The following is a 26484-nucleotide window of genomic DNA, read 5'->3' as shown; positions in this document are numbered from 1 at the left end:
ATTTGAACAACGCGTTGAACAACGATCGGGTGGCCGCATGAGTGCTTCCCTTGCCGGTCTGGAGCGAAAGCTCGGTTACACCTTCAAGAACCAGGACCAGATGCTCCTGGCGCTGACCCATCGCAGTTACGCCGGGCGCAACAATGAGCGCCTGGAGTTCCTCGGTGACGCCATTCTCAACTTCGTTGCCGGTGAAGCGCTGTTCGAGCGTTTTCCGCAGGCCCGTGAAGGCCAGTTGTCGCGGCTGCGTGCGCGGCTGGTCAAGGGTGAGACCCTGGCCCGTCTGGCCCGTGGATTTGACCTGGGCGATTACCTGCGCCTGGGTTCCGGAGAACTCAAGAGCGGCGGCTTTCGCCGCGAGTCGATCCTGGCCGACGCCCTGGAGGCACTGATTGGTGCCATCTATCTGGACGCTGACATGGACACCGCCCGGGAGCGCATCTTGGCCTGGCTGGCCGATGAGTTTGAAGGCCTGACACTGGTCGACACCAATAAAGATCCGAAAACCCGCCTGCAAGAGTTCCTGCAGTCGCGCAGCTGTGAGCTGCCGCGTTACGAAGTAGTGGATATCCAGGGTGAACCACACTGCCGGACCTTCTTCGTCGAATGCGAAGTGGTACTGCTGAACAACAAGAGCCGTGGTCAGGGCGTTAGCCGGCGTATTGCCGAGCAAGTCGCCGCCGCGTCTGCACTGATCGCCCTGGGCGTGGAGAATGGCAATGACTGATAGCAACCCGACCCGCTGCGGCTACGTAGCCATTGTCGGCCGCCCCAACGTCGGCAAGTCGACCCTGCTCAACCACATCCTCGGTCAGAAGCTGGCGATTACCTCGCGCAAGCCCCAGACCACCCGCCACAACATGCTCGGCATCAAGACCGAAGGTGATGTGCAGGCGATCTATGTCGATACCCCGGGGATGCACAAGGCCAACGACAAGGCGCTGAACCGCTACATGAACCGCAACGCCTCGGCAGCCCTCAAGGACGTCGACGTGGTTATCTTCGTGGTCGACCGTACCAAGTGGACCGACGAGGACCAGCTGGTTCTGGAGCGCGTGCAGTATGTGACCGGCCCGCTGATCATCGCAGTCAACAAGACCGACCGCATGGAAGAGAAAGCCGAGCTGATCCCGCACCTGCAGTGGCTCCAAGAGCAACTGCCGAACGCCGAGGTGATGCCGATTTCCGCGCAGCAGGGGCACAACCTTGAAGCGCTGGAAGCACAGATCGCCAAGCACCTGCCCGAGAACGATCATTTCTTCCCCGAAGACCAGATCACCGACCGTAGCAGCCGCTTCCTCGCCGCTGAACTGGTACGCGAGAAAATCATGCGCCAGTTGGGTGCGGAGCTGCCGTACCAGATCACCGTCGAAATCGAGGAATTCAAGCAGCAGGGTCATGTGCTGCACATTCACGCGCTGATCCTGGTTGAGCGCGACGGCCAGAAGAAAATCATCATTGGTGACAAGGGCGAGCGCATCAAGCGCATCGGGTCCGAGGCGCGCAAGGACATGGAAGTGCTGTTCGATTCCAAGGTCATGCTCAACCTGTGGGTCAAGGTGAAGGGCGGCTGGTCCGACGACGAGCGTGCACTGCGTTCGCTGGGCTACGGCGACCTGTAATTACCTGACCGGTCGGTTATTGCTGTGGGAGCGGGCGTGCCCGCGAATGCGATAGTGAGTTCACTGACGCTTTCGCGGGCACGCCCGCTCCCACACGTACATCAGGCCCCAGAGATAGTGCATGGACCAACCCACCCCCCAGCCAGCCTACGTACTGCATAGCCGTGCCTACAAGGAAACCAGCGCGCTGGTGGACTTTTTCACCCCGCAGGGCCGCATGCGTGCCGTGTTGCGTCGCGCACGGGGTAAGGGCGGCAGCCTGGTGCGACCGTTCGTGTCGCTGGAGGTGGAGCTGCGTGGGCGCGGCGAGTTGAAGAATGTCGGCCGTATGGACAGCACCGGCATCGCCGCCTGGCTACACGGCGATGCCCTGTTCAGCGGGTTGTACCTCAATGAGCTGCTGATGCGCCTGCTGCCTGCCGAAGCGCCGTTCCCGGCCCTGTTCGAGCACTACGCCTTGACCTTGCAGGCACTGAGCGCCGGGCGCCCGCTGGAACCCCTGCTGCGCTCGTTCGAATGGCGGCTGCTGGACGAACTCGGTTATGCGTTTTCCTTGCACCATGACGTCGACGAGCAGCCCATTGCCGCCGATGGCCTGTACCGCTTGCGCGTCGATGCCGGCCTGGAGCGGGTAGAGCTGGCGCAGCCCGGTTTGTTCCGTGGCACCGAACTGCTGGCCCTGGCCCAAACCGACTGGGACGCCCCTGGCGCCTTGCTTGCCGCGAAGCGGCTGATGCGCCAGGCACTGGCGGTTCACCTGGGGGCAAAACCGTTGGTCAGCCGGGAACTGTTTCGCAAGCGCTGATCAGGACGTATGCTGTTGGGCTCAATCTTCAGGAGAGCCTTTCGTGACTCACAGCAACCGCATGCTTCTTGGCGTAAACATCGACCACGTGGCGACCCTGCGCCAGGCCCGTGGCACGCGCTACCCTGACCCGGTCAAGGCAGCCCTGGACGCCGAGGAAGCAGGCGCCGATGGCATCACCGTGCACCTGCGTGAAGACCGCCGGCACATCCAGGAGCGTGATGTCTTGCTGCTCAAGGATGTGCTGCAAACCCGCATGAACTTCGAGATGGGCGTCACCGAAGAGATGATGGCCTTTGCCGAGAAGATTCGCCCGGCGCACATCTGCCTGGTTCCCGAAACCCGTCAGGAGCTGACCACCGAAGGCGGCCTGGATGTGGCGGGGCAGGAAGCGCGGATCAAGGCTGCAGTGGAACGGCTGGCGCGTACCGGTGCCGAGGTGTCGCTGTTCATCGACGCCGACGAGCGGCAGATCGAGGCCTCGCGTCGGGTTGGCGCACCGGCCATCGAGCTTCACACCGGCCGTTATGCCGATGCAGAAACCCCTACCGAAGTGGCTGAAGAGCTCAAGCGGATCGTCGATGGTGTGGCGTTTGGCGTGGGGCAGGGGCTGATCGTCAATGCGGGTCACGGGCTGCACTACCACAACGTCGAGGCGGTGGCGGCGATCAAGGGTATCAATGAGCTTAACATTGGCCATGCACTGGTGGCGCATGCCCTGTTTGTCGGCTTCAAGGCTGCTGTGGCTGAAATGAAGGCGCTGATCGTGGCGGCTTCGCGCTGATTGTTGGTCACCTGTACCGGCCTCTTCGCGGGCTTGCCCGCTCCCACAGGGGCTGCACAGCCTCAAGGCCTGCGGGGTATCTGTGGGAGCGGGCAAGCCCGCGAAGAGGCCGGTACAGGCGGCCGATCACTCGGCAGGAAACACCAAGGTAAACCGGGTAGGCCCCAGGGGGCAGCTGCTGACCTCGACCCGCCCGCCATGCAACTGCATGATCGACTTCACGATCGCCAACCCCAGCCCGGTCCCGCCCTCCAGCCGCGAACGCCCCGAACCTACCCGGTAAAACCGCTCGAACAAGCGCGACTGTTGCTCTGCCGCCACCCCCGGCCCCTGGTTCTCCACGGATAGCCGTACTTCGCTGCCCGAGCGTTCGATGCGCAGAGCTATGGGTTTACCCTCCGGACTGTGCCGTATGGCGTTGCTCAACAGGTTCGACAGTGCCCGCTGAAACATCAGCCGGTCTCCCTGCGCTGTTCCCCAGCCTTGAACGCTTAGCTCAATTTCTTTCAGCTCGGCACTGTAGGCAAACAGCTCGACAACCCGCGCTGCCTCGTCGGCCAGCGCCAAGGGCTTCAATGCGACCTGCGTATGCGGCTGGCTGACTTGGGCAAGAAACAGCATGTCGTTGATGATGCGGTTGAGCCGGGTCAGCTCTTCGATACTGTCTTCCAGCACTTCCCGATAGTTGGCGTTGTCCCGCTCACGGGCCAGTGTCACCTGCGCCTTGCCCATCAGGTTGCCCAAGGGTGTGCGCAGTTCATGGGCCAGGTCGTCAGAGAACTGCGACAACTGCCTGACACCTTGGTCGAGGCGGTCGAGCATCACGTTGATACTGCCGGCCAGTTCCGCCAGTTCCTGTGGCAAGCAGGTAGCGGGCAGGCGATGCTGCAGGTCCTGGGCCGACACCTGCCCGGCAATGCGCCGGAAGTGCCGCAACGGTTTCAGGCCGCGCTGCATCAGCCACCATGCCCCCGCACCAATCAAAACCAGTAGCAGTGGCAATGCGAGCAACGTGGAGTGCAGGTAGGCTTGCAGCAGGGCGTTGTCGTCGGCGCGGTTGAGCGACATCATCACCTTGACGGGGGTGTTGTCGCGCAGGTGCATCAGCCGGGTAACGGTGAGGATCTGGTTACCGCCGCTGTCACGCCAGGCGTGAAAGGCCAGGCGCGCATCGGTGTGCAGTTCACCGACCCGCGATTCCAGGGCCGGGCCAAGGCTGAGCAGGTGGGGGTGGCGGCCGTCGAGGGCCAGTACACTGAGGCTCAGGTTGTCATGCCCCATCACCAGGTCCAGCAGTGGATGAGCGCGGCTGCCCAGATCCTCGCTGCGCAGGTCGACACGCAGGTTGTGCTCGACCTGAAGCATCTTGCGCGCCAAATCCTTGCGCGCGCGGCTGTCCAGTTCGTGATCCAGGGCAAACACGGCCAGGCAGGCCAGCAGCAGCACCAATGCGGCGCCCATCACTGTCACGCTCAGGCCCAGGCGTAACGACAGGCTGGCGTTTTTCAAAGGCGAGCCTCAAGTACGTAGCCCACACCACGCAGGGTATGGATCAGCTTGTTGTCGAACGGGTCGTCGATCTTCGCCCGCAGGCGCCGGATCGAGACCTCGACCACGTTGGTGTCGCAATCGAAGTTCATGTCCCACACCAGTGAGATGATCTGCGTGCGCGACAACACTTCGCCAGTCTGGCGCATTAGCAGGTGCAGCAGGGCGAACTCCTTGGCGGTCAGGTCGATGCGTTGCCCGGCGCGGTAGGCGCGGTGGCGGCCGGGGTCCAGTTCCAGGTCAGCGACGCGCAGGGTGCTGGGTTGCAGTTGCTGGTCGTTGCGGCGCAGCAGGCTGCGGATGCGCGCCAGTAGCTCAGGAAACTCAAAAGGCTTGAGCAGGTAGTCATCCGCGCCCAGGTCCAGGCCTCTTACCCGATCGGCCAAGCGACCGTGGGCGGTAAGCATCATGATGCGGGTGGCCGATTCGGCACGTAGCCGCTGCAGCACGGTCCAGCCATCGATTTCGGGCAAGTTGACGTCGAGGATGATCAGGTCATAGGCCTGTTGGCGGGCCAGGTGCAGGCCGTCGGTGCCTGTGCGGGCGCAGTCGACCACGTAACCGTTTTCGCGCAGGCCTTGTTGCAGGTAGTCGGCGGTACGCAGCTCGTCCTCGATGATCAGTAGGCGCATTGGGGGCTCGGTGTGTTGAAAGGGGGCGATTCTTGACCCTGTAGTGACATCAGGGTCAAGGGCCCCCATGTTACGGCATGAAAAAAGGCCTGCGATGCAGATAACGGATTTGTAATTCTGCTGTTATCTGGCGGTCTGTTCGGGCCTCTTCGCGGGTAAACCCGTTCCTGTAGGAGCGGGTTTACCCGCGAAGAGGCCCGAAAAGTCCACACAAGGCCACATTGCAGGACTGTAATCCCCGCCTCACCTTGCCGTTAGCCAGCCCTCGCTAGGATGGCCGTGTCCGATCGGTTATTACGAGGCAAACACGATGAACCTGACCAAATACCTGCTGTTGGCCACCCTTGCCCTGGGCAGCGCCAGTGTTTATGCCGAGGGCGGTGCGGAGCGCTCCAGGCAGTTCTGGCAAGCCTTCCGCGAAGACCAGCAGCGACTGCACGGCGACAAGCAACAGGCTGTTGCAGAGCGCGAGCGCAATGCGCAAGAGAAGGCGCGTGAGGTGGCCAAGGATTGAGGTAACAACACCTGCGCCGCGACGGCTCCTCGCCGCAGGTGTATTCAGGCGCCCGTGCGGGCGCCTTTTTTATTTGCGCGCCAGCAGGGTGGCGCGGCGTGGGGCTGGCAGGCCTTCGACGGTCTTGCTGTGGTCGTTCGGGTCGAGGAAGTCGCTCAGCGACTGGTAGCGCATCCATTCGGTGCTGCGCTGTTCCTCGACGCTGGTCACGCTTACGTCGACGCAGCGCACATCGCTGAAGCCGGCACGGCGCAACCAGCGTGCCAGCGCCGGTACCGACGGCAGGTACCAGACATTGCGCATCTGTGCGTAGCGGTCCTCAGGCACCAGCACCTGGTTTTCGTCGCCCTCGATAACCAGCGTTTCCAGTACTAGCTCGCCACCTTTGACCAGGCAGTCCTTGAGCGCCAGCAGGTGCTCGATGGGCGAGCGGCGGTGATAGAACACGCCCATGGAAAACACGGTGTCGAAACCTTCCAGGTTGGCGGGCAGGTCTTCCAGGGCGAATGGCAGGTGCCAGGCCGGCAACTCCGGCAGGTACTGCTGCACGGCCTGGAACTGGCAGAAGAACAGCCAGTTGGGGTCGACCCCGATCACCATGTCCGCGCCGGCACCGAGCATGCGCCACTGGTAGTAGCCATTGCCACAGCCCACGTCGAGTACGCGCTTGCCCTTGAGGTCCAGGTGCGGGCCAACCCGCGACCACTTCCAGTCCGAACGCCATTCGGTGTCAACGTGCACGCCAAACAGGTCGAACGGCCCTTTGCGCCAAGGCGACAGGCCCATCAATGCCTGGCGCATCTGCGCGCGGGTGGCGTCGTCGCACTCGCAATCCAGACGTAACCCGTTGACCAGGTCGATCTCACTGGGTTGCAGGGCGGGCAGGGCTTCCAGCGCCCCGCGCCAGCGGTCGAGGTCACCGTGGCCCTTTTCCAGCTTGGCGTCCAGTTGCGCTTGCAGGCCTTGCGACCAGGAAGCCAGAGGCGTGCCCGCCAGGCGGCGGACGAGGGGAGACAGATCGATCATGGCAGGGCTATCAACGAGGCGAAGTTAAGGCATTGGAACCAAGGCACCACTTTCGAGAAGCCGGCTGCGCGCAGGCGTTCCTGGTGGGCTTCGAGTGTATCGGGCTTCATCACGTTCTCGATGGCGCTGCGCTTCTGGGCGATCTCCAGTTCGCTGTAGCCATTGGCCCGTTTGAAATCCAGGTGCAGCTCATTGAGCAGGTCCTGCTCTTGCTCATCGGCGAAGCGCAGCTTCTCCGAGAGAATCAGCGCGCCGCCGGGCAGCAGCGCCTGGCGGATTCGCCCGAGCAGTTCAAGGCGCTGGTCAGGGGCGATGAACTGCAGGGTGAAGTTCATCGCCACTACCGAGGCGGGCTCGAAGGGCAGGGCAAGGATATCGGCCTCCAGCACGTGCACTGGCAGCAACTCCTGGAACATCGAATCTTGTGCAGTGAGGTACTGGCGGCAGCGCTCGACCATGGCGGCGGAGTTATCCACCGCGATTACCCTGCAGCCGTCGCTGCGTACATGACGACGCAGCGACTGGGTAACGGCACCCAGCGATGCGCCCAGGTCGTACAGCGCGGTGCCTGGCTGGGCGAACCGAGCGGCCAGTACGCCGAGGTTCTCGACGATGGTTGGGTAACCGGGCACCGAGCGCTTGATCATGTCCGGGAACACACGCACGACGTCTTCGTTGAAGACGAAGTCGGGCACCTGCTCCAGGGGTTGGGAGAAAAGGCGGTCGGGTTGTTTGCTCACGGCGAATCCAGGCGGCTGGTGATAGGCAGGGGGCGCATTCTAGCCAAACCGCAGCCTGGATGCATGGTTGGCTGACCAGCGCTTTGCGTTCAATTGACCCGAATGGCGCAATCGAAGGTCTGCACCGGGCGCACTTCCGGGGCCCAGGGTTGCTGGTAGACCAATACCAGGTTCCCTTCGCCAGTCGCGCGGGCCTGGAAGCGCCAGGTCGACATGCCCGAGCTGCCGACGATACCGGTGTCTTCAGGCGCGCTGTAAACCTCGGGACCAAGGCTTTGCAACACGTTGGGCGCCGGGTTCTGTACCAGCCAGCGGTAGCCGGTGGTGGGGTTGCTGGGCAGGGTAAGCGTGAGGATCTGGCCGACCTGCAGGCGCTTGGGGCATTCGCTTTCGGCGTCCAGGTCAACGGGCTGTGACGGTTGTTGCGCGCAAGCAGAAAGCAGGGCAAAGCTCAGGGGAACGAGCAGACGAGGAGAGGTCATGGTGGCTCCGAAGGCTGGCGATGGCCTGAGGATAACCGATGATCGAGGAAATTTGTGTTGCCTGTGCCGGCCCTTTCGCGGGCAAGCCCGCCCCTGCAAGGGTTCGCTATCCCTGTAGGAGCGGGCTTGCCCGCGAAGAGGCCGGTGCAGGCTAGAACAGCACTTTGGCCACGTCGGCAAAGCGTTTGGCGAAGTGAACTGTCAGGCCTTCGCGCAGGTACTCCGGCAGTTCTTCGAAGTCGCCGCGGTTAGGCTCAGGCAGGATCAGTTCGAAAATCTTCTGTCGCCGCGCCGCAATCACCTTCTCGCGCACGCCGCCAATCGGCAGTACCTGGCCGGTGAGGGTGAGCTCGCCAGTCATGGCGACACCTTTTTTGGCAGGCTGGTCGCGGGCCAGTGAAAGCAAAGCGCTGGCCATTGTGATGCCGGCACTCGGGCCGTCCTTGGGCGTGGCGCCTTCGGGTACGTGCAAGTGGATGAATGCTTCGTTGAAGAAACCTGTATCACCGCCAAATTGCTTGAGGTTGGAGCTGATGTAGCTGTAGGCAATTTCGGCAGACTCCTTCATCACGTCACCCAGCTTGCCGGTCAGCTTGAAGCCGCGGTTGTGGGTGTGGATGCGGGTCGCCTCGATCGGCAGTGTGGCACCGCCCATGCTGGTCCAGGCCAGGCCGGTGATCACGCCTTTGCCAGCCAGAACCTGTTCGCTGCGGAACACCGGCATGCCGAGTGCTGTTTCCAGGTCTTTGGTACCGATCTTCAGCTTGGCTTCGGGGTTCTCCAGCAGCTTGACCACAGCCTTGCGCACCAGTTTGCCCAGTTGCTTCTCCAACTGGCGCACGCCGGCTTCGCGGGCATAGCCGTCGATCACCATGCGCAGCGCGCTGTCGCTGATGCTGAGGCTGGTCTTGGAAACGCCGGCCTTTTCCAGCTGCTTGGGCCACAGGTGGCGCTTGGCGATGGTCAGTTTTTCTTCGGTGATATAGCCGGACAGGCGGATCACTTCCATGCGGTCGAGCAACGGCCCGGGTATTGAATCAAGGGTGTTGGCAGTGCACACGAACAGCACCTTGGACAGGTCCAGGCGCAGGTCGAGGTAGTGGTCGAGGAAGTCAACGTTCTGCTCGGGGTCGAGGGTTTCCAGCAACGCTGATGCCGGGTCACCCTGGTAGCTCTGGCCCATCTTGTCAATTTCGTCGAGCATGATCACCGGGTTCATCACTTCGACGTCTTTCAAGGCCTGCACCAGCTTGCCGGGCTGGGCGCCGATGTAGGTGCGGCGGTGGCCCTTGATCTCGGCTTCGTCACGCATGCCGCCGACGCTGAAGCGGTAGAACGGCCGGCCGAGCGATTCGGCGATGGACTTGCCGATGCTGGTCTTGCCCACCCCGGGCGGGCCCACCAACAGCACGATCGAGCCGCTGATTTCGCCTTTCCAGGCGCCCACGGCGAGGAACTCGAGGATGCGCTCCTTGATGTCGTCGAGGCCGGAGTGATACTGGTCGAGGACTTTGCGCGCATGCTTGAGGTCGAGCTTGTCTTTGCCGTACACGCCCCACGGCAGGGCGGTGGCCCATTCCAGATAGTTGCGGGTGACGGCGTATTCGGGCGAGCCGGTTTCCAGGATGGCCAGTTTGCCCATCTCTTCATCGATGCGCTTGCGTGCCTGCGGTGGCAGGGTCTTGCCTTCCAGACGCTGTTCGAACTGTTCGAGGTCGGCGCTGCGGTCGTCCTTGGTCAGCCCCAGCTCCTGCTGGATGACCTTGAGTTGTTCCTTGAGGAAGAACTCGCGCTGGTGCTCGCCGATCTGCCGGTTGACCTCGGCCGAAATCTCGTTCTGCAAGCGTGCGACTTCCACCTCTTTGCGCAGCATTGGCAGTACTTTTTCCATGCGTTTGAGCATGGGGACGCAGTCGAGCACTTCCTGCAACTGGTTGCCGGTGGCCGAGGTGAGCGCGGCGGCGAAGTCGGTGAGCGGCGAAGGGTCGTTGGGGCTGAAGCGGTTGAGGTAGTTCTTCAGCTCTTCGCTATACAGCGGGTTGAGCGGCAGCAGCTCTTTGATCGCGTTGATCAGTGCCATGCCGTAGGCTTTGACCTCGTCGGTCGGCTCGGCGGGCTGGCGCGGGTATTCGACTTCGACCAGGTAGGGCGGGCGGTGGTGCTTGAGCCAGTTGCGGATACGCACCCGGGACAGGCCCTGGGCGACGAACTGCAATTTGCCGTTTTCGCGGCTGGCATGGTGCACCTTGACCAGCGTGCCGTACCGCGGCAATGCCGAGGTGTCGAAGTGGCGGTGGTCTTCTGGCGGGGTGTCCATGAAGAACAGCGCCAGGCAGTGGTCCGGTGACTTGGCCACCAGGTCGAGCGTTTCGGCCCAGGGCTCTTCATTGACGATGACCGGCAGTACCTGGGCCGGGAAGAACGGGCGGTTGTGGATCGGGATGACGTAGACCTTGTCCGGCAGCTGCTGACCGGGCAGGGCGAGGGCGTGGCCGGCTTCGGCCTGGAGGGTGTGTTCGACTTCGCTGTGTTCGTCAGGGTGTTCGGGGAAATCCTGCTGGTCGCTCATGGGGCACCTGCGTGAATGACTATGGTGCTTAGATGGGGCGGGGAGGGATGGGTTTCAATGGTTCGGGCGCAGCCTTGTGTCGCGATTGGGCTGCGCAGCAGCCCCAGAATCCATCCAGCATTCTAGATCGTTGGGGCAGCTGCGCGACCCAATCGCGACACAAGGCCGCTCCCACAGGGTTGAGCCTGCGGGAGCGGTGTAGCTTACTCAGCTAATTTGTAAGCGATGATGTAATCGCCCATCTTGGTGCCCAGCGAGCCATGGCCGCCGGCAGTCACCAGCACGTACTGCTTGCCGTCCTTGCCGGTGTAGCTCATCGGCGTGGCCTGGCCACCCGCTGGCAGGCGCGCTTTCCACAACTCCTTGCCGTTGTTCACGTCATAGGCGCGCAGGTACTGGTCGAGCGTGCCGCTGAGGAAGCCGACGCCACCGGCGGTGACGATCGAGCCACCCATGCTCGGCACGCCAACCGGCAGGCCGATCGGCAGCGGGGTGCTGTCGCGGGTGGTGCCGTTCTTGTGTTTCCACACCACCTTGTTGGTGAACAGGTCGATGGCGGCGACGTAGCCCCAGGCGGGTGCCTGGCACGGTACGCCGAGCGGCGACATGAACGGGTGCATGATCACTGCATACGGTGCGCCGGTGTTCGGCTGCACGCCGCTGGTCTCGCTTTCGCGCTTGCTGCCTTCGGCAACCTGCTCACGCGGGACCATCTTCGACACGAAGGCCATGTAGTTGGGCGAGGTGAACAGCAGCTGGCGCACCGGGTCTACCGACACGCTGCCCCAGTTGAATACACCGACGTTGCCGGGGTAGACCAACGAGCCTTGCTCGGATGGCGGGGTGTACTGGCCTTCGTAGCGCAGCTCGCGGAACTGGATGCGGCACAGCATCTGGTCGAAAGGCGTGGCGCCCCACATGGCCTGTTCGGTCAGCTCTGGGCCGAGCAGGTTGAGGTCGGAGCGGGCCTGGGTTGGCGAGGTGTGATCGCCTTCCACTGCACCTTGTGGGGTGGGGATCTCGCGGATCGGCACGATTGGCGTGCCGTCGCGGCGGTCGAGCACGTACAGGCTGCCTTGCTTGGTCGGTACGATGATCGCCGGTTTCACACCATCGTCGGTTTTCAGGTGTACCAGGGTCGGCTGGCTGCCGACGTCCATGTCCCACAGGTCGTGATGGGTGAACTGGTAGTTCCAGCGTGCCTTGCCGGTGGCCAGGTCAAGTGCGACCACGCCGGCGCTGTACTTCTCGGCGCCCGGGGTGCGGTCGGCGCCCCACTGGTCCGGGGTCTGGTTGCCCAGCGGCAGGTAGATCATGCCAAGGTCTTCGTCGACGCTGGCGATCGACCACATGTTGGCCGAGTTGCGGCTATACATTTTGCCGGCAGCCAATGGCTTGGTGTCGTCCGGGTTGTTGCTGTCCCAGTTCCACACCAGGTGGCCGTCGTGCACATCGTAGGCGCGGATCACCCCGGACGGCTCATTGGTCGACTCGTTGTCGGTGACGTGGCCACCGATGATCACCAGGTCACGGGTAATCGCAGCAGGCGAGGTGGAGTAATAGCCGCCGGCAGTGAACGGGCCAATGCCGGTGGTGAGGTCGATCACGCCCTGGTTGGCGAAGCCTTCGCAGACCTTGCCGTTGTCGGCGTTGATGGCGATCAGGCGGGCATCTGCGGTAGGCAGGTAGAGGCGACGTGGGCAGGCTTGGGCCACGGCCTGGCCTGCGTCGGTAATTTTCGGCGCCGGGCTGCCGTCGCGGCTGACGTAGCGGTTTTCGTCATAGTACGAGACGCCACGGCACGTCATGTGGGCAAAGCCCTTGAAGGTGCCGGTCGGGCTCTTGACCTGCGGGTCGTAGCGCCAGATTTCCGCGCCAGTGTCCGGGTCCAGCGCCAGCAGGCGGCTGTGCGCGGTGCAGGCGTACAGCATGCCGTTGACCTTCAGCGGGGTGTTCTGGTTGGTCAGCTCCACCGGGTCGTTTTCGGTTGGCAGATCACCGGTGCGAATGCGCCAGGCTTCTTCCAGGCGGTAGGCGTTCTGCGGGGTGATCTGGCGCAGCGGCGAGTAGCGGTCGCCATGCTCGGTACGGCCGTAGGCCTGCCATTCGCCGTCGGGCATGGCCGGGGCGGCGCTGGCCATTTCGCTGCTGTCGCGGCCCAGTTCGCCGAACACTTCACCGGGATGGGTGAACTGGCTGGCCAGCGCGCAAGCGCCCGAAGCGACCACCGCCACGCTGAGCAGTGCAGTGTTGGCTTTGCTGGCTGGGCCGATCAGCGGGCGACGTGCCCACGGTAGCAGCAGCACTACGCCGATGGCGAACCAGATGGCCAGCCGTGGCACCAGTTGCCACCAGTCCAGGCCTACTTCGAGCAGGGCCCAAACGGTGCTGCCGAGCAGCACCAGGCCATACAGGCCCAGGGCGATCCGGCGTTGGGCCAGCAGCAGGATGCCCGACAGGGCAAAGCCGATACCGGCGATCAGGTAGTACAGCGATCCGCCTAGCTGGCTCAGCTTGATACCGCCGGCCAGCAGGGCCAGGCCCATCAGCAACAGCAGCGCGCCAACCAGGCGCGGTAGCCAGCGGCTTCCTTGGTTCGCACCTTCAGTGCTCATCGTAGGTTCTCCGTCAGGTCAAAAAAGGGGTTAGAAACTGCTCTGGATCTTCAGGCCGCCGATCAGGGCGCCATCGACCTGCGACACCCCGCCCGGGTGGCGGATGTATTGCAGGTTGGGGCGTACCGTGAGCCAGTCGGCCAAATGGATGCCGTAGTACAGCTCGGCGCTGTACTCGGTGTCCTGCACTGGCAGGAAGCCCGGGTTGTCGTAGTCGTAGAGGCCGGCGGCCTGGTTGGCCAGGCGGGCGTTCTTGCGATAGGCAGGGTTGACGTGCACGCGGGCCAGGGCGAAACCGATGTCGTCCTTGGCGCGGGCATCGAAGGGCCCTTTGAATACCAGTCCTGCCTGCACATAGTTGTCGATGGCATTGGTCTTCTTGTCATGCACCGTGGCGTTGGCGAACACGCTCAAGCCGCGCGACTGGTCGGACGCCAGCGAGGTGACCTGCTGCTGGGCGCCGATCCACAAGCCGTGCTTGCTCGAGCTGCTGCGGTAGGCGGCGCCGCTGATGGCGGCCGGCTGACCGTTGCTGTCCTTGAGAACATCTTGTGCCTTGGCATTACTGTAGTAGTAGCCGGCACGATATTCCCCTTTCAAACCTTGGATACGTGGGGTCCATACCAGTTCGAACGGCATTACCGCACCTTGGGTGCCGCTGCCGCTGAGCTTGAAACCATTGCCAGATTCGAGGTTGGAAGGGTTCTGCTCGAAGACGCCGACCTGTGCGTACAGCTCAGGGGAAAGGTTGTAGCGCACGCGCAGGGCCCACTGGCTGACTGGCCAGTTGTACCAGATGCCACCCACCCAGTTGCCCACCTGCGAGCCGCAGAAGGCCAGGTTCTGGAAGTCGCAAGGGAAGCTGTTGAAGTCTTCGCCTTCACCGAAGCGGCCGAATTTCACATCCAGCGCACCATCGAAGTACTTCTGCTTGATCCACATCTGCGTCAGCCGCCAGGTTTCGCCTCGGCCCCAGACTTCCTGGGCGGAGGTGAAGCCGCCGACACGCGGGTCGTTGATGCGGTCGTTGCTGATGTTGTCGCCGTGGCGCTCGGTGATGGTCAGCTGGAGTTCGGTGTCGTGCCAGCCGAGGATCTTGTCCAGGTCCAGGTGGCTGCCAAAGGTGAACTGGTCGCTGTAGCGCGCGGTGCGGTCGTGGTCGTAGCCGCCGTGCAGGTTGCTGCCCATCTCGCCGGTATAGCCAAGGGTGAAGTCGTAGCCTTTTTCCAGCAGTTCGCTGCGGGTTCCACCCCAGTCGCCGAGCATCCACGGAGAGTCGCTGGCGAACATTTCGCTGGCGCTGGCGGGGGTTGCCAAGGCACTGAGGGCGAGGCCGATGTAACAGGTTTTAGGCAGTTGGAGCATGAGATAGCGCTATCTTTTGATTATTGAAAAAACGGCAAGCGCATCGAAGGGCGGGCCCCTCAATGGATATGGCGACAAGATTGTTCGATGAAGCGTTTCAGCTTGCGGCGGGGAGGATATAGGGGAAACTATAAGAAAAAAAGACAAATTGTCGCAGATGACTGTTGCTGAACGGGCAACAGTCGTCATTAATCGAGGCAGGTGTAGGAGCGGGTTCACCCGCGAATGCGCCGGTTGCCCTGCCATCGTATTCGCGGGTGAACCCGTTCCTACACCGATCTTCGTCGCTTGTGGTTCAGAAGGTGGTACGCAACCCGACTTCCACACTGCGCCCCGGCGCTGGTGCGATATCGCGCAGGATCGAACTGGCGTAGCGCACGGTCTGGTCGGTCAGGTTTTCGCCGCGCACAAACGCCAACCACTGGCTTTGACCAATGTCGAAGCGGTAGCCAACGCTCGCGCCCAAGGTGGTGTAGCCATCGGTGCTGGTTTCGTTGGCGGGTTTGCGGTGCTGCGACGCAGCGTGCTGCACGTCTACTCGCGCCTGCCAGCGGTCCAGCTCCCAGACCAGGCCGCTGTTCAGGCGTAGCGGGGCGATACGGGGCAGGGGCTCGCCACTGTCGAGGTTCTTGGCCCGGGTATAGTCACCGGACAGCTCCAGCGCGAAGCTGCCGTAACGATTCTCGGCCAGCTGCCAGCGGTCCTGGGCCTCGATGCCGTAGAAGCGCGCCCGCACGCCTTGGTACTGGTATTCCGGGAAGCCTTCATGGTCATGATCGTGATCGTGGTCATCCTCGTCATGGTCATGCCCGCCCTCGCGGGTGTTGCCGGTACCAATCAGGCCGATGTAGTTGCGGAAGTGGTTGTAGAACACCCCGACACTGCCTTTATGGGTGCCATTGTCGAAGCGTAGCGCCAGGTCGGCGGAAATGGCCTTTTCCTTGTTCAAACTGGCGTCGCCGACTTCAAAGGCGCCAGTGGCTACGTGCGCGCCATTGGCGTACAGCTCGTAAAAGGTCGGGGCACGCTCGGTGTAGCCGAAGTTAGCGGCCAGCGACCAGATGGGGTCGAGCTGGTACACAGCCCCCGACGACAGGCTGAAGGCGTTGAAGCTGCTGGCGCTGTCGGCGTCGACGAAGTTCTCGTTGCCTTTGGCGTCAGGATCTACGCGGGTGTGCTCCAGGCGCGCACCCAGGCTCAGGTTCAGGCGCTCGTTGGCTTGCCACTGCTCGAGCATGAACAGTGCCACGCTGTCGGTATCGGTATGCGGGACGAAGGCTTCCTCGCCGAGGGCCGAAAACTCGTTACGGCTGACCTGGGCCCCAATGACCCCTTCCACTGGTCCGAGCGGTTGGTGGCGGGCTTCGATACGCGCTTCGTAGCCTTTGTTCTTGAAGGTGGTATGGACCTCGCCTTCTTCGATTTCTTTGTGCTCGTAGTCGGTGTAGCCGGCATCTACCTTGACCGAGCTGAATGGGCCGTCCAGATCGCGCAGTTCGGAGGCGAAGGCGTAGTGATCCTGTTTCATGTCCAGGCGTACGCCGGACTCGGCCACCGAGCCATAGTTGCTGTCGTAGCCGCTGTACGACAGGCCGGCGTAACCGTGGTCCCAGTGGTAGGCACCACCGATTGCGCCGCCGTCCTGGCGACCGTCGCTGTTTTCCAGGCGGTGTTTGCTGCCGGGCTCGTCGGCATCGCGCACCTTGGCGCTGCGGGCGTAGCCAGGGATGCGCAGATCGTTGAACTGGCGACTGTTGGCGTCCAGGTGCAGGGCGAAGGCACCGTTACCGGCCTCTAGCTTGCCGGCACTGCTGCGGGTGGTGTCGGCACCGCCGTAACGCAGTTCACCGGCACCGTGAATGCCCTCGATCGGCGAGTCCGGGATGCGGTTGTCGAAGGTGTTGACCACCCCGCCAATGGCGTTGCCTCCGTAAAGCAGGGCGGCCGGGCCACGGACGATTTCGACGCGCTCGACGGTTACCGGGTCCAGCGGCACGGCATGATCGTAGGACAGTGACGAGGCATCCAGGGCGCCGACGCCATTGCGCAGGATGCGGATGCGGTCGCCATCCAGGCCGCGGATCACCGGGCGGCTGGCGCCAGGGCCAAACCAGGTAGAAGCGACACCGGGCTGCTTGTTCAGGGTTTCACCCAGGCTGCCGTGCTGCTGTTGCAGCAGGTTCTCGTCTTCGAGCACGGTGCTGGGGACGGCCAGTTGGCGGTTACCCAACGGGTTGGCGGTGATGACCTGTGGTTCGAGTTCTACGGCCTGGCTGGGGGATGCAGCCAGCCAGAGTGCGACGGCAAGGGGGGAGAGGCGAAGCGGTGTGTACAGCATGGGGATGAGGCGTTCCTTGGCAGATGCTCTTTAGTGTTACAACATAACATAACTATTCCATCACAGAGGTTTTGCCTCTGACCAGCGATTTTTCTGTCGACTCGACTGATCCCGCCCACCACTACACTCGTGTAAGGTGCGCATCTTTCCTACGGAGCACAGCATGAGCACGGCCCAACACAACGCGCTGCACGGCAAGACCCTTGAACAGATCCTCACCGAGCTGGTGGCGCATTACCAATGGCCTGGCCTGGCCGAGCGTATCGATGTGCGCTGCTTCAAGAGCAACCCGACCATCAAGTCGAGCCTGACGTTCCTGCGCAAAACACCGTGGGCGCGGGAAAAGGTCGAGCAGCTGTACGTGAAGCTGCAGCGCCAGGCCTGACATGTCGCGTCGCCCCTGGCTGACCGGCATGGCTGTGCTGGGCTGGTTCGGCCTGGCCGTGCAGGTGAACCTGGTGCTGCTGGCGCGTTGGCAAGAGCAGGCCAGCCTGATTGGCGGCCTGATCAATGTGTTCGGCTACTTCACCGTGCTTACCAATACCCTGGTGGCGACGGTGCTCAGCTATGCCGCGTTCGGTCGGGAAGGTCGTGGCAAACGCTTTTTCCTGTCGCCCTCGGTAAGCTCTGCAGTGGCCGTCAGTATCGTGCTGGTGGCGCTGGCCTACAGCGTGCTGCTGCGCCATTTGTGGCAACCACAGGGTTGGCAATGGCTGGCGGACGAGTTGCTGCACGACGTGATGCCGGTGCTGTATGCCTTGTACTGGTGGTGCGAAGTGCCCAAGGGCAGTTTGCGGCTATGGCATTTGCTGGTATGGGCGGTGTACCCGGCGGTCTACTTTGGTTATGCGCTGTGGCGGGGGAGCGAGATTGGCGTGTATGCCTACCCGTTTATCGATGTGGCGAGCCTGGGGTATGGGCAGGTGATGCTCAATGCGCTCGGGGTGCTGGCGGGTTTCTGGGGGATAGGGCTGGTGTTGCTTGGGCTGGATCGGTGGCGGGGGCTGCACAGACTGGCTTGACCTGTGCCGGCCTCTTCGCGGGCAAGCCCGCTCCCGCAGAGAAATCACAAGCCCAGGGGCTGTGGTATTCGCTGTGGAAGCGGGAGACACGCGGCCGGGGTGTCAGCAGCAGGGCACAAGATTTCTGACATCCCCAAATGGCCTGGGCCGCGATGGCGTCTTAGTGCTTCTTGCCCTGCATGCTCGAAACCCATTGCTCGCTGCGACTATGCCCACTGGTCCTCAACACGCCCAGGTCCAGCGCATTTTCGCCATCCGCCGCCATTTTGCTTTTGGCTATCTCGGCGATTGCCGTGCCCAGATCCACCGGTGAGTTGGACGCATCCAGCGACAGGTCTCGGCGATAGTCATTACCGCTTAGCGTTTCCTGGGTGACCGAGTTGGCGTCGAGCCTCACGTCACCCTTGGCCGACTGCAAGCGTGCCCCCACCAGATGAGCGTTGCCACCGACCTGCAGGTCTATGCCGTCGCTGCTTTTAAGCGTGGTCTGACGCGCCACGTTGTCGCGCTGTGCATGCGACACGTCGAGGCTGACGGTCGGCGAGAACCCTGGGTCTGCCTTGCTCAGGGCCGAACCGGCCGTTTTCTCGACCTTGCCTCCCAGCGGGCCAGCCACCGATTTGGCCGCGTTGACATAGCCCTGCGGGTTTTTCTCCTGGCTTAGCCTGACATCGCCCTTCACGCTCAGGGTGTCGACGCTGTCCTTGAGGCTGGCGATGCGCAGGTCACCGTCGATTGTGCCGCCAATATGCCCTGCATCCAGGGTGGCACTCTCGATGCGGGTATCGCCACGGCTTTGCAGGTCGATGCGCTCGGCGCGCAGGTCACTGGTATTCCAGGTGAGGTTGTCGCGCTTGTCGAGCTCAACCTTGAGCCGGCCATGCAGACCGCGGGTGTCCAACGCGCCCTTGGCCATGTTGAAACCGGCGCCGGCCGAGATGTCGAGGTTGTCGCGTCGCTCCTGGCTGGAAGAGGCTTCAACCAGCATGCCGCCATTCGAGGCGTCGAGGGTTATCTGTTCGGCCGAGGCCTGCAGACCTTGCAGGTGCAGGGCGATGTCCTCGCGGGCGCTGCTGCTCAGGGTCAGTGTGCCGTTGCTGGCAAACTGGGCATCGACCGCCTGCCGTGCTTGTTCGTCTTGCTTGCCGTGGCTGAAGTGGCCGCCGATGGCTCCCCCCTTGGTCTGGCCAGCCTTGGCCGCCAGCTCCATGCCGCCACCCAGGTTGCTGCCTGCGGCTTGCTGGGTATTGCTGGCCGCCTTGACCTGCAACTGGCCGCCACTTTGCACCTGTATGTCGCCGGCCTTGGCCTCGCGGCTACCAATGCGCGTGCCTTCGAGCAACAGGTCGCCTGTGCTGGTCAGCTTTACCTCGCCCTTGGCGTCGATTTGTGCCACTTGAGCCTTGCCCTGCGTGCTCAGCTTCTGGCCATGCTCCAGATAACCCCGGCCATCGACACCGGTGCTGCCCGGGCGGTTGCCGACTTTGGCCCAGGCATTGCCATCGAGCTGGCGTGACTGCTGTTCGGCCTGGTCGGTCGCCTGGGGAAAGGCCAGCGACCCGGCACTGTGCATGACCACGCTGCCTTCACCGCCATCGATGTGGGCCCCTTCGTAGCGGCCATCGCTGCCCAGCTGTACCTGAATACCCTGTTGCCCGTAAAGGCTACCGGGCACAGCGCTGCTGGCAATATCCTTTTTATCCAGCGAACCCCCTTTGCCGGCGGCGCGAACATTCAGGTCCTCGCCGGTGCTGGTGTCCAGGCGCGCGTCGCCACCATAGGCCAGACGTTGAACGGTGGTTTCCTGGGTATTTTCGGCGGCGTTCATCTGGTGTTGCTGCGCCTCAATCTTCAGCGAGCCGGCATTGGCCCGCCAGGCTGTGCCCTGGTCGGCCAGTGTCTCAGCCTTGACCTCGACCTTTGCTGCGGACAACTCGCTGACCTGAGCAATGCCACGGCGCTGGTTTTCCAGGCGCTTGAGGTGTTCGACCGTCATGTCGGCACCCACGCTGGGCGGCGCCATGGCGTCTTCGGGTGAGGCTTGCTGGAAGCGCGGGGCTTCCTCACCCAGCACCAGGCGCTCGATAGGGCGGGTCAGGTCGCGGTATTCGATGCTGGCGCCCAGGCTACCCGACCAGTCGTCACGGGTTTGTTCATGTTCATGGGTATCCTGCACCGCACGGTTGTCGATGCGTTCGGCGGTCACCTGCAGGGTGTTGCCGGCCTCGACGTGCGCGGCCTCGGTGAGCAGTGAATCACTGCGCAATTTCAGATCGCCGCTGGCCTGCAACTCGCTGCGCTGCACCTTGCTTTCGCGTTCGGCTTGCACCTCGCGATTGTGATGGCCTTCGAACAAACTGCCCAGACGGTCGATGCCACCGGTTACCGTCAACCCGCCACCGCTTTCGGTGGTGCTGGTGGCTGTGTCACGGTCGTTGCGGGTCGCCCCCAGTGTCACTTCCCGCGCCTGCACATCGAGGTCGCCGGCAGTGGCCTGGACCTTGCTGCCGTTGACCTGCAGGTGCGCGCCGCTGCTCATGCCCACCGAGGCGCCTTTGAGCTCACTGGCAACCTGGGTGGTCGCGCGCTGCTTGCCGGTGGTGGTAACGACCTCATAGGCCACGCCAGCCGCATACTGGCGGGACTCGGGCTTGCCATCCTCGGCTTCCTGGGTCTGTCTGGCGCTGGCCGTGAAACCCCGTTGTTGGTCGCGGGTTTCGCGTTCATCGACCGATTGCGCACTGCCAATCAGCAGGTCGCCTTTGGCCTCGACTTGCAGGTGCTTGCCAGCTTCGACCTTGGCGCCCTGGATGCGCATCTCTTCGGCGCTGGCCAGGCGCAGGTTGCTGGTCGAGCTGACGTCGCTGACCAGTACCTGCTGTTTGCGGTCCGTGCTTTCGTGCTTGCTGCCGATCAGGCCGAACAGCTTACTGTCGCTGGTGCGCTGGGTGGAGGTCGTGCTGCCATGGTCTGCCTCGATGGCCAGCGAGCCGTTCTCGCTGTAGAGCACCGCGTCCTGTTTGCCGAACACGGTGCTGCCTTTGATGGCAACCTGGTCGGCTCTCACGGTGAGCTCGCCATCGCTGGTTACCGTGCTGCCCGCGACGACCTGGCCCTCGGTGTCGTTACCTTTGCGGTCACCAAAGAATGTGCCGGACACCAGGTCGCCTCGGTAGTCGCGTTGGGTGCCGTGTTCCTGCAGGGTGGTGGTGCCGATGTCTGCCTGTTTTGCCTGGATAGCCAGATCGCCGCGGCTGTGCAGGCTGCTGCCCTGCACGTTGAGGTTGTCGCTTGCCTTTATCGACATGTGCCCGGCGCTCAGGGTACTGCCCTTTGCGGTTTCCTTGAGCTGGTTGCTATCGCTGTCACCGCGCCATAAGTCCTTGCGATGACGCACCTGCTGTTCGATGCGCTTGCTGTCGATGCCGGCGATGATGTCCAGGCCGGCACCGCTGTCGACCGTCAGCTCGTTACCGGCGTCCAGCTTCGCTGCGGTCATGCGCATGTCGTCGCCGGACTGCAGCAGCACGCTGTCAGTGCCCAGCAATTGACTGCCCTGTTGCTGTTGGTGGGTGGTGGTGGTTTTGCTGTTGTAGGTTTCGCGGGTGACGAACCAGAACTTCTTGTTCCAGCTATCACTGTCGTGCTTGATGTGCTCGATTGTCTTGGCATCCAGTGTGAGCTTCTTGCCGGCCCTTGCTTCGATTCGCTGGGCCTGGCCGTCAACCGTTTCAAGCATCAGGTCATCGGCAGCGGTGAGTTTCAGTAGGCCACGCTCGCTGCGCAGCTCGGTCGGGCGGTCGCCAGTGCCGCTGACATGCAGGCCCCCGGCCGAGCTGATGTCGACCCCCTCGGTGCCCAGAATCTGCGAGGCCCCCACACGCACACCCGCGCCTTCGGCAGTACTTACCACACGGATACGCCCGGCGCGCATGGCGCCGAACAGGCTGGCGTCAATGCTCGAAGAGGGGCTGGGCAGGTGTTCGACCACCTCGCCGCTGCGGCTGTCGATACGGTTGCGACCGACGGTGATGTCGAGCGTTTCGCTGGCCATGAGCAGGCCTTTGCTGTCTACGCGCGGTGCGATCAGTTCGAGCGCGCCACCGGCATTGTCCTGACCACGCTCCAGTACCTGCAGGGTGCCACTGGCAGTGAGCGTATCGAGGTACCTGAGTTGCTGTTCCTCGAATTGCGGTGTGCCCACCACGAAGCCCGCGCGGGTGGTATTGATGAAACTGCCGCCATTGAGGGTGATGCCATTGGGGTTGGCCAGTATGTAGTCGGCCGGGCGCCCGAAGATTTCCTGTGGCCCCTCGATCAGCGAGGCGTTGCGGCTGACCACTTCGTTAAGAATGGTCGAGGCGGCCTGGCCCTGAAACTGCGGGTTGGCCGCCAGGGCACCGGCCAGTTGCGATTGCCCGGCTGCGGTGGCGTTGTTCAGCACCAGGCCTGGGGTGCCAACGTTGTAGTCGATGAACTGGTTATGTGACAGCCCCCTGGCGTTGGGCGGCACGATGTCGATGACCGGCACCCCGTGGCCGTTGTGGATGACCGGGGTACCCCCGGGGCCGCTGGCTGCTTCGAGCCCAGTCTGAGCCAGTGCGGCGCTGGGCCCGAACACAGCGAAGAAGATTGCCCAGCGCAAGGTATCCGGGCGAACAGGCGGTAACTGCGAGAGTGTTTGCATTTTCTCGTTCTCTTTGTTGTGGGTGAATCAGATGTTCAGGGTCCAGTCCAGCACCCAGAAGCCGGGCTCCAGCCGCGGGCGGGGCAGGTCGCTGGTGTACAAGGCGCGTTGGTAGTCCAGGCGCAAGCGGCTGCCGGGCAGGCTCAGTTCCAACCCTGCGGCGGCCCCGGCCAGGCGCTGTGACGGTTTGCCTTCGGCGGTACGAACCCAGCCCTGGTCCAGGCCGATGTAGGGGCGTATCTCGAAGGGGTGGGCCCAGGTCAGTGGCAGCGCTTGGCTGAACGTATTGCGCCAGACGGCGCTGCTGGCACCGGAGTAAGTGTGCAGACGAAAGCCACGGACAGCCGAATCGTCGCTGACCAGCAGTTGTTCGACGGCAGGTAACGGGTCGCTGCTGTACTGCATGGCCAGCTCGCTCTGCCAGCGCCAAGGGCTGGGTGCCGGACCTTGACGCAGGTGCAGCAGGTTGGCGCGGTACTTGCGAAAGTCCGGGCGCAGGCGTTGAGCACCTAGTGGCGAACGGTCGGCACCCAATGCGTCAATGCCTTGGGCAACGCCGAAGTAGCCGTTCCACAAGCCACTCTCGAGCCACAGCAGGTTGATGCCGGCCTCTACCGTGGTCAGCGTCGGGCTCTGCTGGACGATAACCGCGCCTGCGCTGCGGTTGACCAGTTGCTTGCGGTCCAGCCGGGCGCTGGCGCTGAGCATGCCTTGCTGGTTGCGCCACAATACCCGCTCGATACTCAGGCCCTGATAGCTGCTGCTGCCGTCGGCAGCCTTGTCGCTGTAGGGGAGGGGGGCTTGATAACTTAGCTGGCTGGCGCTGAGGGCAAAGGTCCAGGCGCCATAGGGGATGCTGTAGTACAGCGATATGCCTTGGCTTTGGCCGGGCGTATCGAGCACCGTACGGGTCAACGACAGGCGCAGCTCATCATTGAGGCCAAGCGGGCTGTCCAGGCCAATACCGAGGTTGAGGCGGTGGCGGCCGGTCAGCTCGCTGCCCCGGTTGTCGAAGCGGCTGTCCAGGTGCCAGCGTGAACCAACCTTGCCTGGCTGCACGACCGCGCGGGTGCCGCCCTGCAGTTCGCCGGGCAGCAGGGTGGCGCCCAGCTCATAGGCGCGTAGGCGGTTGAGCTGGTCCAGGCCTTGCTCAAGGTCGGGCAGGTACAGTGGCTGCCCGAGCAGGCCAGGGAAGGCGCTGGAGAGGGACAACGGCAAGTCGGGGCCTGCCAGTTCGATGGTTTCGACAAAACCTTCGACAATGACGATGTCCAGCGGCATGCCCTCTTCTGGGGGCTGCCGCAGGTAGGGTCGGCTGGTTGGGTAGCCGGCTTGAACATAGCGTTGGGTGATGGCTTTGAGCAGCCGGTTGATGTCGGCGATGCCCATGCAGGCAGGTGTGAAAGCACGGAGCGTCGGCGCCAGTGCCGAGCTCGAAAGCCGGTGCATGCCAGCCACGCGCACGCCATCGACTGCCCAGCAGTGATCGTCGTGCGGGCGGCGGGAAGTGGTGGTGTTGGTCGGTTCAACCGGGGCGGGTATACGCTGCCAGCGTTCCAGCCGCTGCTGTTGCTCCAGCTGCCGCAGCCCCTGCTGTTGATCGCGCAGCTGCTGGCTGGCAGGGTCGTCGGCCAGCACCTGGGGGATGGACAGCAAGCCAGAAAGGCAACCGGCCGACAGCCAATGGGCGATGCGGTGAATCAGGCACGGCATTGAAGCACCCCGCAAATGATGTACGGTTTTCGTACTCGTCTGCGTGGATGCTAAAAATTAAGTCATTCGCCTGGATGCAGTACCCTGCCTAAGCACCTGTAAGGCAGGTTCTCGCAAAACGGTGGGAAGGTTCCTACAACCTTTACCGGAAGGCTCTATATCAAGGCCGGATCTCGATCAGCGTTCCATCCCGTACCAGATCCCACACTTCCTGCATGTCGCGGTTGCGCATGGCGATGCAACCATCCGTCCAGTCCAGGGTATGGAAGTACCATTCCGGGTATTCATCGTTGATCGGCGTGCCGTGAATCATGATCATGCTGCCGGCATTCACCCCTGCCCGGGTCGCGCGGGCGGCATCGCTGATGTTCGGATAGTTGATGTGCATGGCCAGGTTGAAGCGGTCGCTCTGCTTGCGCCAGTCCAGCCAGTACAAGCCCTCTGGGGTTTTCTTGTCGCCTTCGCGTTCCTTGGCACCCTTGGGCTGCTTGCCCAGCGAGATGCGGTAGGTTTTCAGCGGCTCGCCACGGCTGATCAGCTGCAGCCGGCGCTCGGACTTGATCACCAGCACCTTGTCGATCAACGGTTGCATGGCTTGCTGCGAAGGCGATGGGGATTGCGCTGCCGGCACGGGCTTGCGGATGATGGTTTCGGTGAAGGCCGCCTGGGACACCGAGGTAACGCAAAGGCAGAAGAAGGCAAGCAACCAGCGCATGGAACAGTATCCCTGAAGGCTTTTAGGTGTGTGGCGACACGTTCATCGGCGGCAGGTATTCATGGCCTATGGGGTAGTGCTGGCCGATGCGGTCGCGATAGTAGCATTCTAGTGTGCGGGTGACGGTGCGGAAAGCCAGCTCGTCCCACGGTATCTCATGTTCTTCGAACAGGCGTACCTCCAGGCTTTCCACACCGACGGCAAAGTCCAGGTCCGCCAACTCGGCGCGAAAGAACACATGCACCTGGCTGATGTGCGGTAGATCGAACAGCTGGTACAGGGATGTCGGCCCGACCCGGGCGCAGGCTTCCTCGACGGTTTCGCGACGCGCGGCCTGGTCGAGGGTTTCGCCGTTTTCCATGAAACCGGCGGGCAGGGTCCAGAAGCCCCGGCGCGGTTCGATGGCGCGGCGGCACAGCAACACCTGGCTACCCCAGGTCGGCAGCACACCGGCCACGATGTTGGGGTTCTGGTAGTGGATGGTCTGGCAAGAGCCGCAGACGTACCGCAGGCGGCTGTCGCCCTCGGGGATCTGCTGAGTGACCGGTTGGCCGCACGCGCTGCAGAATTTCATGTGTGGTTCCTTATGTTCAAGGCTATCTTGGCGCGGCCACCGTGCCGCCGCAAGCGCTGGGGCTTGGGTGCTTCGCGGCTTTGGTGCATCATGCAACACAGGACCTGGATACGAGCGTGCGCAATGCTGGACGAGCTACTTCGCCGAATGAGCAACCACCAACCCGCGTCATTGGAAACCGACAGACGGTTCCCTGAAGCGGCGGTCCTCTTGCCCATTACCCGCAGCGAAGCGCCCGAACTGGTTTTGACCCTGCGCGCCAAGGGTCTGTCTACCCACGGTGGTGAAGTGGCCTTTCCCGGTGGCCGTCGGGACCCGGAAGACCCGGACCTGGTGTTTACTGCCCTGCGCGAGGCTGAAGAAGAAATAGGCCTGCCCCCTGGCCTGGTGGAGGTGATTGGCCCGCTCAGTCCACTGATCTCGCTACATGGCCTGAAAGTGACGCCATTCGTCGGGCTTATTCCCGACTTCGTCGAATATCGCGCCAATGATGCCGAGATTGCGGCAGTGTTCACCGTGCCGCTGGAGTTCTTCCGCCAGGACCCGCGTGACCATACCCACCGTATCGATTACCAGGGCCGTAGCTGGTTCGTGCCAAGCTATCGCTATGGCGAATACAAGATCTGGGGGTTGTCGGCGATCATGATCGTCGAGTTGGTCAACCTGCTGTTCGATGCCGGTATCAGCCTGCATCAGCCGCCGGAGCGTTACATCAAAAATTGAGCGGGGCCTG

At 63.0% G+C, this 26484-nt stretch carries 21 protein-coding genes; 8 read left to right on the top strand and 13 right to left on the bottom strand.

The window, feature by feature from the left end; genetic code table 11:
• The first annotated feature begins 37 nt into the window (after positions 1 to 37).
• From rnc to pdxJ, 4 genes are all read left to right on the top strand, one after another.
• Positions 38 to 727, top strand: a complete 690-nt coding sequence (rnc, locus tag ACYCCG_RS05255; RefSeq protein WP_003252059.1) for a ribonuclease III — start codon at positions 38 to 40, stop codon at positions 725 to 727.
• Positions 720 to 1622, top strand: coding sequence for a GTPase Era (era, locus tag ACYCCG_RS05250; protein WP_003252061.1), 903 nt, complete (start codon positions 720 to 722; stop codon positions 1620 to 1622). Before rnc ends, era begins: the two co-directional genes overlap by 8 nt.
• A 121-nt stretch (positions 1623 to 1743) precedes the next feature.
• A complete protein-coding gene (gene recO / locus ACYCCG_RS05245) occupies positions 1744 to 2427 on the top strand; it encodes a DNA repair protein RecO (RefSeq protein ID WP_176682686.1) in 684 nt (227 codons plus the stop codon).
• Between the two features lie 61 nt (positions 2428 to 2488).
• Positions 2489 to 3211, top strand: a complete 723-nt coding sequence (gene pdxJ / locus ACYCCG_RS05240; protein ID WP_218115272.1) for a pyridoxine 5'-phosphate synthase — start codon at positions 2489 to 2491, stop codon at positions 3209 to 3211.
• Between the two features lie 126 nt (positions 3212 to 3337).
• Here pdxJ and ACYCCG_RS05235 read toward each other — a convergent pair whose 3' ends face one another.
• Complete coding sequence (locus ACYCCG_RS05235; protein WP_339442985.1) at positions 3338 to 4720, bottom strand: heavy metal sensor histidine kinase; 1383 nt, start codon at positions 4718 to 4720, stop codon at positions 3338 to 3340.
• A complete protein-coding gene (locus ACYCCG_RS05230) occupies positions 4717 to 5391 on the bottom strand; it encodes a heavy metal response regulator transcription factor (protein ID WP_176682688.1) in 675 nt (224 codons plus the stop codon). The genes ACYCCG_RS05235 and ACYCCG_RS05230 overlap by 4 nt, the downstream gene beginning before the upstream one ends.
• A gap of 310 nt (positions 5392 to 5701) precedes the next feature.
• On the opposite strand from ACYCCG_RS05230, the gene ACYCCG_RS05225 reads away from it, so the two are divergent.
• Positions 5702 to 5905 (top strand): hypothetical protein, encoded by a 204-nt coding sequence (locus tag ACYCCG_RS05225; RefSeq protein ID WP_176682689.1) that lies wholly within the window; start codon positions 5702 to 5704, stop codon positions 5903 to 5905.
• 69 nt (positions 5906 to 5974) lie between these two features.
• Here the strand turns inward: ACYCCG_RS05225 and cmoB are convergent, their stop codons facing one another.
• From cmoB to ACYCCG_RS05190, 7 genes are all read right to left on the bottom strand, one after another.
• On the bottom strand, positions 5975 to 6931 hold the full coding sequence (gene cmoB, locus ACYCCG_RS05220; RefSeq protein ID WP_176682690.1) for a tRNA 5-methoxyuridine(34)/uridine 5-oxyacetic acid(34) synthase CmoB: 957 nt from the start codon (positions 6929 to 6931) through the stop codon (positions 5975 to 5977).
• On the bottom strand, positions 6928 to 7671 hold the full coding sequence (gene cmoA / locus ACYCCG_RS05215) for a carboxy-S-adenosyl-L-methionine synthase CmoA (RefSeq protein WP_021785730.1): 744 nt from the start codon (positions 7669 to 7671) through the stop codon (positions 6928 to 6930). The genes cmoB and cmoA overlap by 4 nt, the downstream gene beginning before the upstream one ends.
• Before the next feature lie 89 nt (positions 7672 to 7760).
• Positions 7761 to 8153, bottom strand: a complete 393-nt coding sequence (locus ACYCCG_RS05210) for a protease inhibitor I42 family protein (protein ID WP_103462995.1) — start codon at positions 8151 to 8153, stop codon at positions 7761 to 7763.
• Between the two features lie 151 nt (positions 8154 to 8304).
• Complete coding sequence (gene lon / locus ACYCCG_RS05205) at positions 8305 to 10722, bottom strand: endopeptidase La (protein ID WP_209963795.1); 2418 nt, start codon at positions 10720 to 10722, stop codon at positions 8305 to 8307.
• 203 nt (positions 10723 to 10925) lie between these two features.
• On the bottom strand, positions 10926 to 13337 hold the full coding sequence (locus ACYCCG_RS05200) for a glucose/quinate/shikimate family membrane-bound PQQ-dependent dehydrogenase (RefSeq protein ID WP_339442983.1): 2412 nt from the start codon (positions 13335 to 13337) through the stop codon (positions 10926 to 10928).
• Positions 13338 to 13367: 30 nt separating this feature from the next.
• Entirely contained in the window at positions 13368 to 14702 is a 1335-nt protein-coding gene (locus ACYCCG_RS05195; protein ID WP_209963804.1) for a carbohydrate porin, read from the bottom strand.
• Positions 14703 to 14997: 295 nt separating this feature from the next.
• Positions 14998 to 17040: a TonB-dependent receptor gene (locus tag ACYCCG_RS05190; protein WP_209963806.1), complete on the bottom strand. Its 2043-nt coding sequence runs from the start codon at positions 17038 to 17040 to the stop codon at positions 14998 to 15000.
• A 163-nt stretch (positions 17041 to 17203) separates the two neighbouring features.
• Here ACYCCG_RS05190 and ACYCCG_RS05185 point away from each other — a divergent pair, with 163 nt between their 5' ends.
• Positions 17204 to 17425, top strand: a complete 222-nt coding sequence (locus tag ACYCCG_RS05185) for a VF530 family protein (RefSeq protein ID WP_021785724.1) — start codon at positions 17204 to 17206, stop codon at positions 17423 to 17425.
• 1 nt (position 17426) lies between these two features.
• Positions 17427 to 18062, top strand: a complete 636-nt coding sequence (locus ACYCCG_RS05180) for a Pr6Pr family membrane protein (RefSeq protein WP_209963811.1) — start codon at positions 17427 to 17429, stop codon at positions 18060 to 18062.
• Positions 18063 to 18222: 160 nt separating this feature from the next.
• Here the strand turns inward: ACYCCG_RS05180 and ACYCCG_RS05175 are convergent, their stop codons facing one another.
• From ACYCCG_RS05175 to ACYCCG_RS05160, 4 genes are all read right to left on the bottom strand, one after another.
• Positions 18223 to 22749 carry a hemagglutinin repeat-containing protein gene (locus ACYCCG_RS05175; RefSeq protein WP_459669623.1) on the bottom strand — a complete coding sequence of 1509 codons (4527 nt, stop codon included), beginning with the start codon at positions 22747 to 22749 and terminating at the stop codon, positions 18223 to 18225.
• A 27-nt stretch (positions 22750 to 22776) separates the two neighbouring features.
• The gene (locus tag ACYCCG_RS05170) at positions 22777 to 24462 is read right to left on the bottom strand and encodes a ShlB/FhaC/HecB family hemolysin secretion/activation protein (RefSeq protein ID WP_459669621.1); all 1686 of its coding nucleotides are present in this window, start codon (positions 24460 to 24462) and stop codon (positions 22777 to 22779) included.
• Positions 24463 to 24622: 160 nt separating this feature from the next.
• On the bottom strand, positions 24623 to 25177 hold the full coding sequence (locus tag ACYCCG_RS05165) for a L,D-transpeptidase family protein (protein ID WP_176682698.1): 555 nt from the start codon (positions 25175 to 25177) through the stop codon (positions 24623 to 24625).
• 22 nt (positions 25178 to 25199) lie between these two features.
• Positions 25200 to 25751: an NUDIX hydrolase gene (locus ACYCCG_RS05160; RefSeq protein WP_021785719.1), complete on the bottom strand. Its 552-nt coding sequence runs from the start codon at positions 25749 to 25751 to the stop codon at positions 25200 to 25202.
• A 123-nt stretch (positions 25752 to 25874) separates the two neighbouring features.
• Here ACYCCG_RS05160 and ACYCCG_RS05155 point away from each other — a divergent pair, with 123 nt between their 5' ends.
• Positions 25875 to 26474, top strand: coding sequence for a CoA pyrophosphatase (locus tag ACYCCG_RS05155; RefSeq protein ID WP_176682699.1), 600 nt, complete (start codon positions 25875 to 25877; stop codon positions 26472 to 26474).
• Positions 26475 to 26484 lie beyond the last annotated feature (10 nt).

The sequence above is a fragment of the Pseudomonas sp. VEM90 genome (genome assembly GCF_054611535.1).
Note: the sequence above shows the minus strand (reverse complement) of the source record. Positions and strands in the feature narration are given on the sequence as shown.

Coding starts and splice junctions, on each gene's coding strand:
- ACYCCG_RS05175 (WP_459669623.1), bottom strand. CDS start 22,749: ATGCAAACACTCTCGCAGTTACCGCCTGTTCGCCCGGATACCTTGCGC.
- ACYCCG_RS05225 (WP_176682689.1), top strand. CDS start 5,702: ATGAACCTGACCAAATACCTGCTGTTGGCCACCCTTGCCCTGGGCAGC.
- pdxJ (WP_218115272.1), top strand. CDS start 2,489: ATGCTTCTTGGCGTAAACATCGACCACGTGGCGACCCTGCGCCAGGCC.
- era (WP_003252061.1), top strand. CDS start 720: ATGACTGATAGCAACCCGACCCGCTGCGGCTACGTAGCCATTGTCGGC.
- lon (WP_209963795.1), bottom strand. CDS start 10,722: ATGAGCGACCAGCAGGATTTCCCCGAACACCCTGACGAACACAGCGAA.
- ACYCCG_RS05155 (WP_176682699.1), top strand. CDS start 25,875: ATGCTGGACGAGCTACTTCGCCGAATGAGCAACCACCAACCCGCGTCA.
- ACYCCG_RS05230 (WP_176682688.1), bottom strand. CDS start 5,391: ATGCGCCTACTGATCATCGAGGACGAGCTGCGTACCGCCGACTACCTG.
- rnc (WP_003252059.1), top strand. CDS start 38: ATGAGTGCTTCCCTTGCCGGTCTGGAGCGAAAGCTCGGTTACACCTTC.
- ACYCCG_RS05185 (WP_021785724.1), top strand. CDS start 17,204: ATGAGCACGGCCCAACACAACGCGCTGCACGGCAAGACCCTTGAACAG.
- cmoB (WP_176682690.1), bottom strand. CDS start 6,931: ATGATCGATCTGTCTCCCCTCGTCCGCCGCCTGGCGGGCACGCCTCTG.
- ACYCCG_RS05195 (WP_209963804.1), bottom strand. CDS start 14,702: ATGCTCCAACTGCCTAAAACCTGTTACATCGGCCTCGCCCTCAGTGCC.
- ACYCCG_RS05165 (WP_176682698.1), bottom strand. CDS start 25,177: ATGCGCTGGTTGCTTGCCTTCTTCTGCCTTTGCGTTACCTCGGTGTCC.
- recO (WP_176682686.1), top strand. CDS start 1,744: ATGGACCAACCCACCCCCCAGCCAGCCTACGTACTGCATAGCCGTGCC.
- ACYCCG_RS05210 (WP_103462995.1), bottom strand. CDS start 8,153: ATGACCTCTCCTCGTCTGCTCGTTCCCCTGAGCTTTGCCCTGCTTTCT.
- ACYCCG_RS05200 (WP_339442983.1), bottom strand. CDS start 13,337: ATGAGCACTGAAGGTGCGAACCAAGGAAGCCGCTGGCTACCGCGCCTG.
- ACYCCG_RS05190 (WP_209963806.1), bottom strand. CDS start 17,040: ATGCTGTACACACCGCTTCGCCTCTCCCCCCTTGCCGTCGCACTCTGG.
- ACYCCG_RS05170 (WP_459669621.1), bottom strand. CDS start 24,462: ATGCCGTGCCTGATTCACCGCATCGCCCATTGGCTGTCGGCCGGTTGC.
- ACYCCG_RS05160 (WP_021785719.1), bottom strand. CDS start 25,751: ATGAAATTCTGCAGCGCGTGCGGCCAACCGGTCACTCAGCAGATCCCC.
- ACYCCG_RS05180 (WP_209963811.1), top strand. CDS start 17,427: ATGTCGCGTCGCCCCTGGCTGACCGGCATGGCTGTGCTGGGCTGGTTC.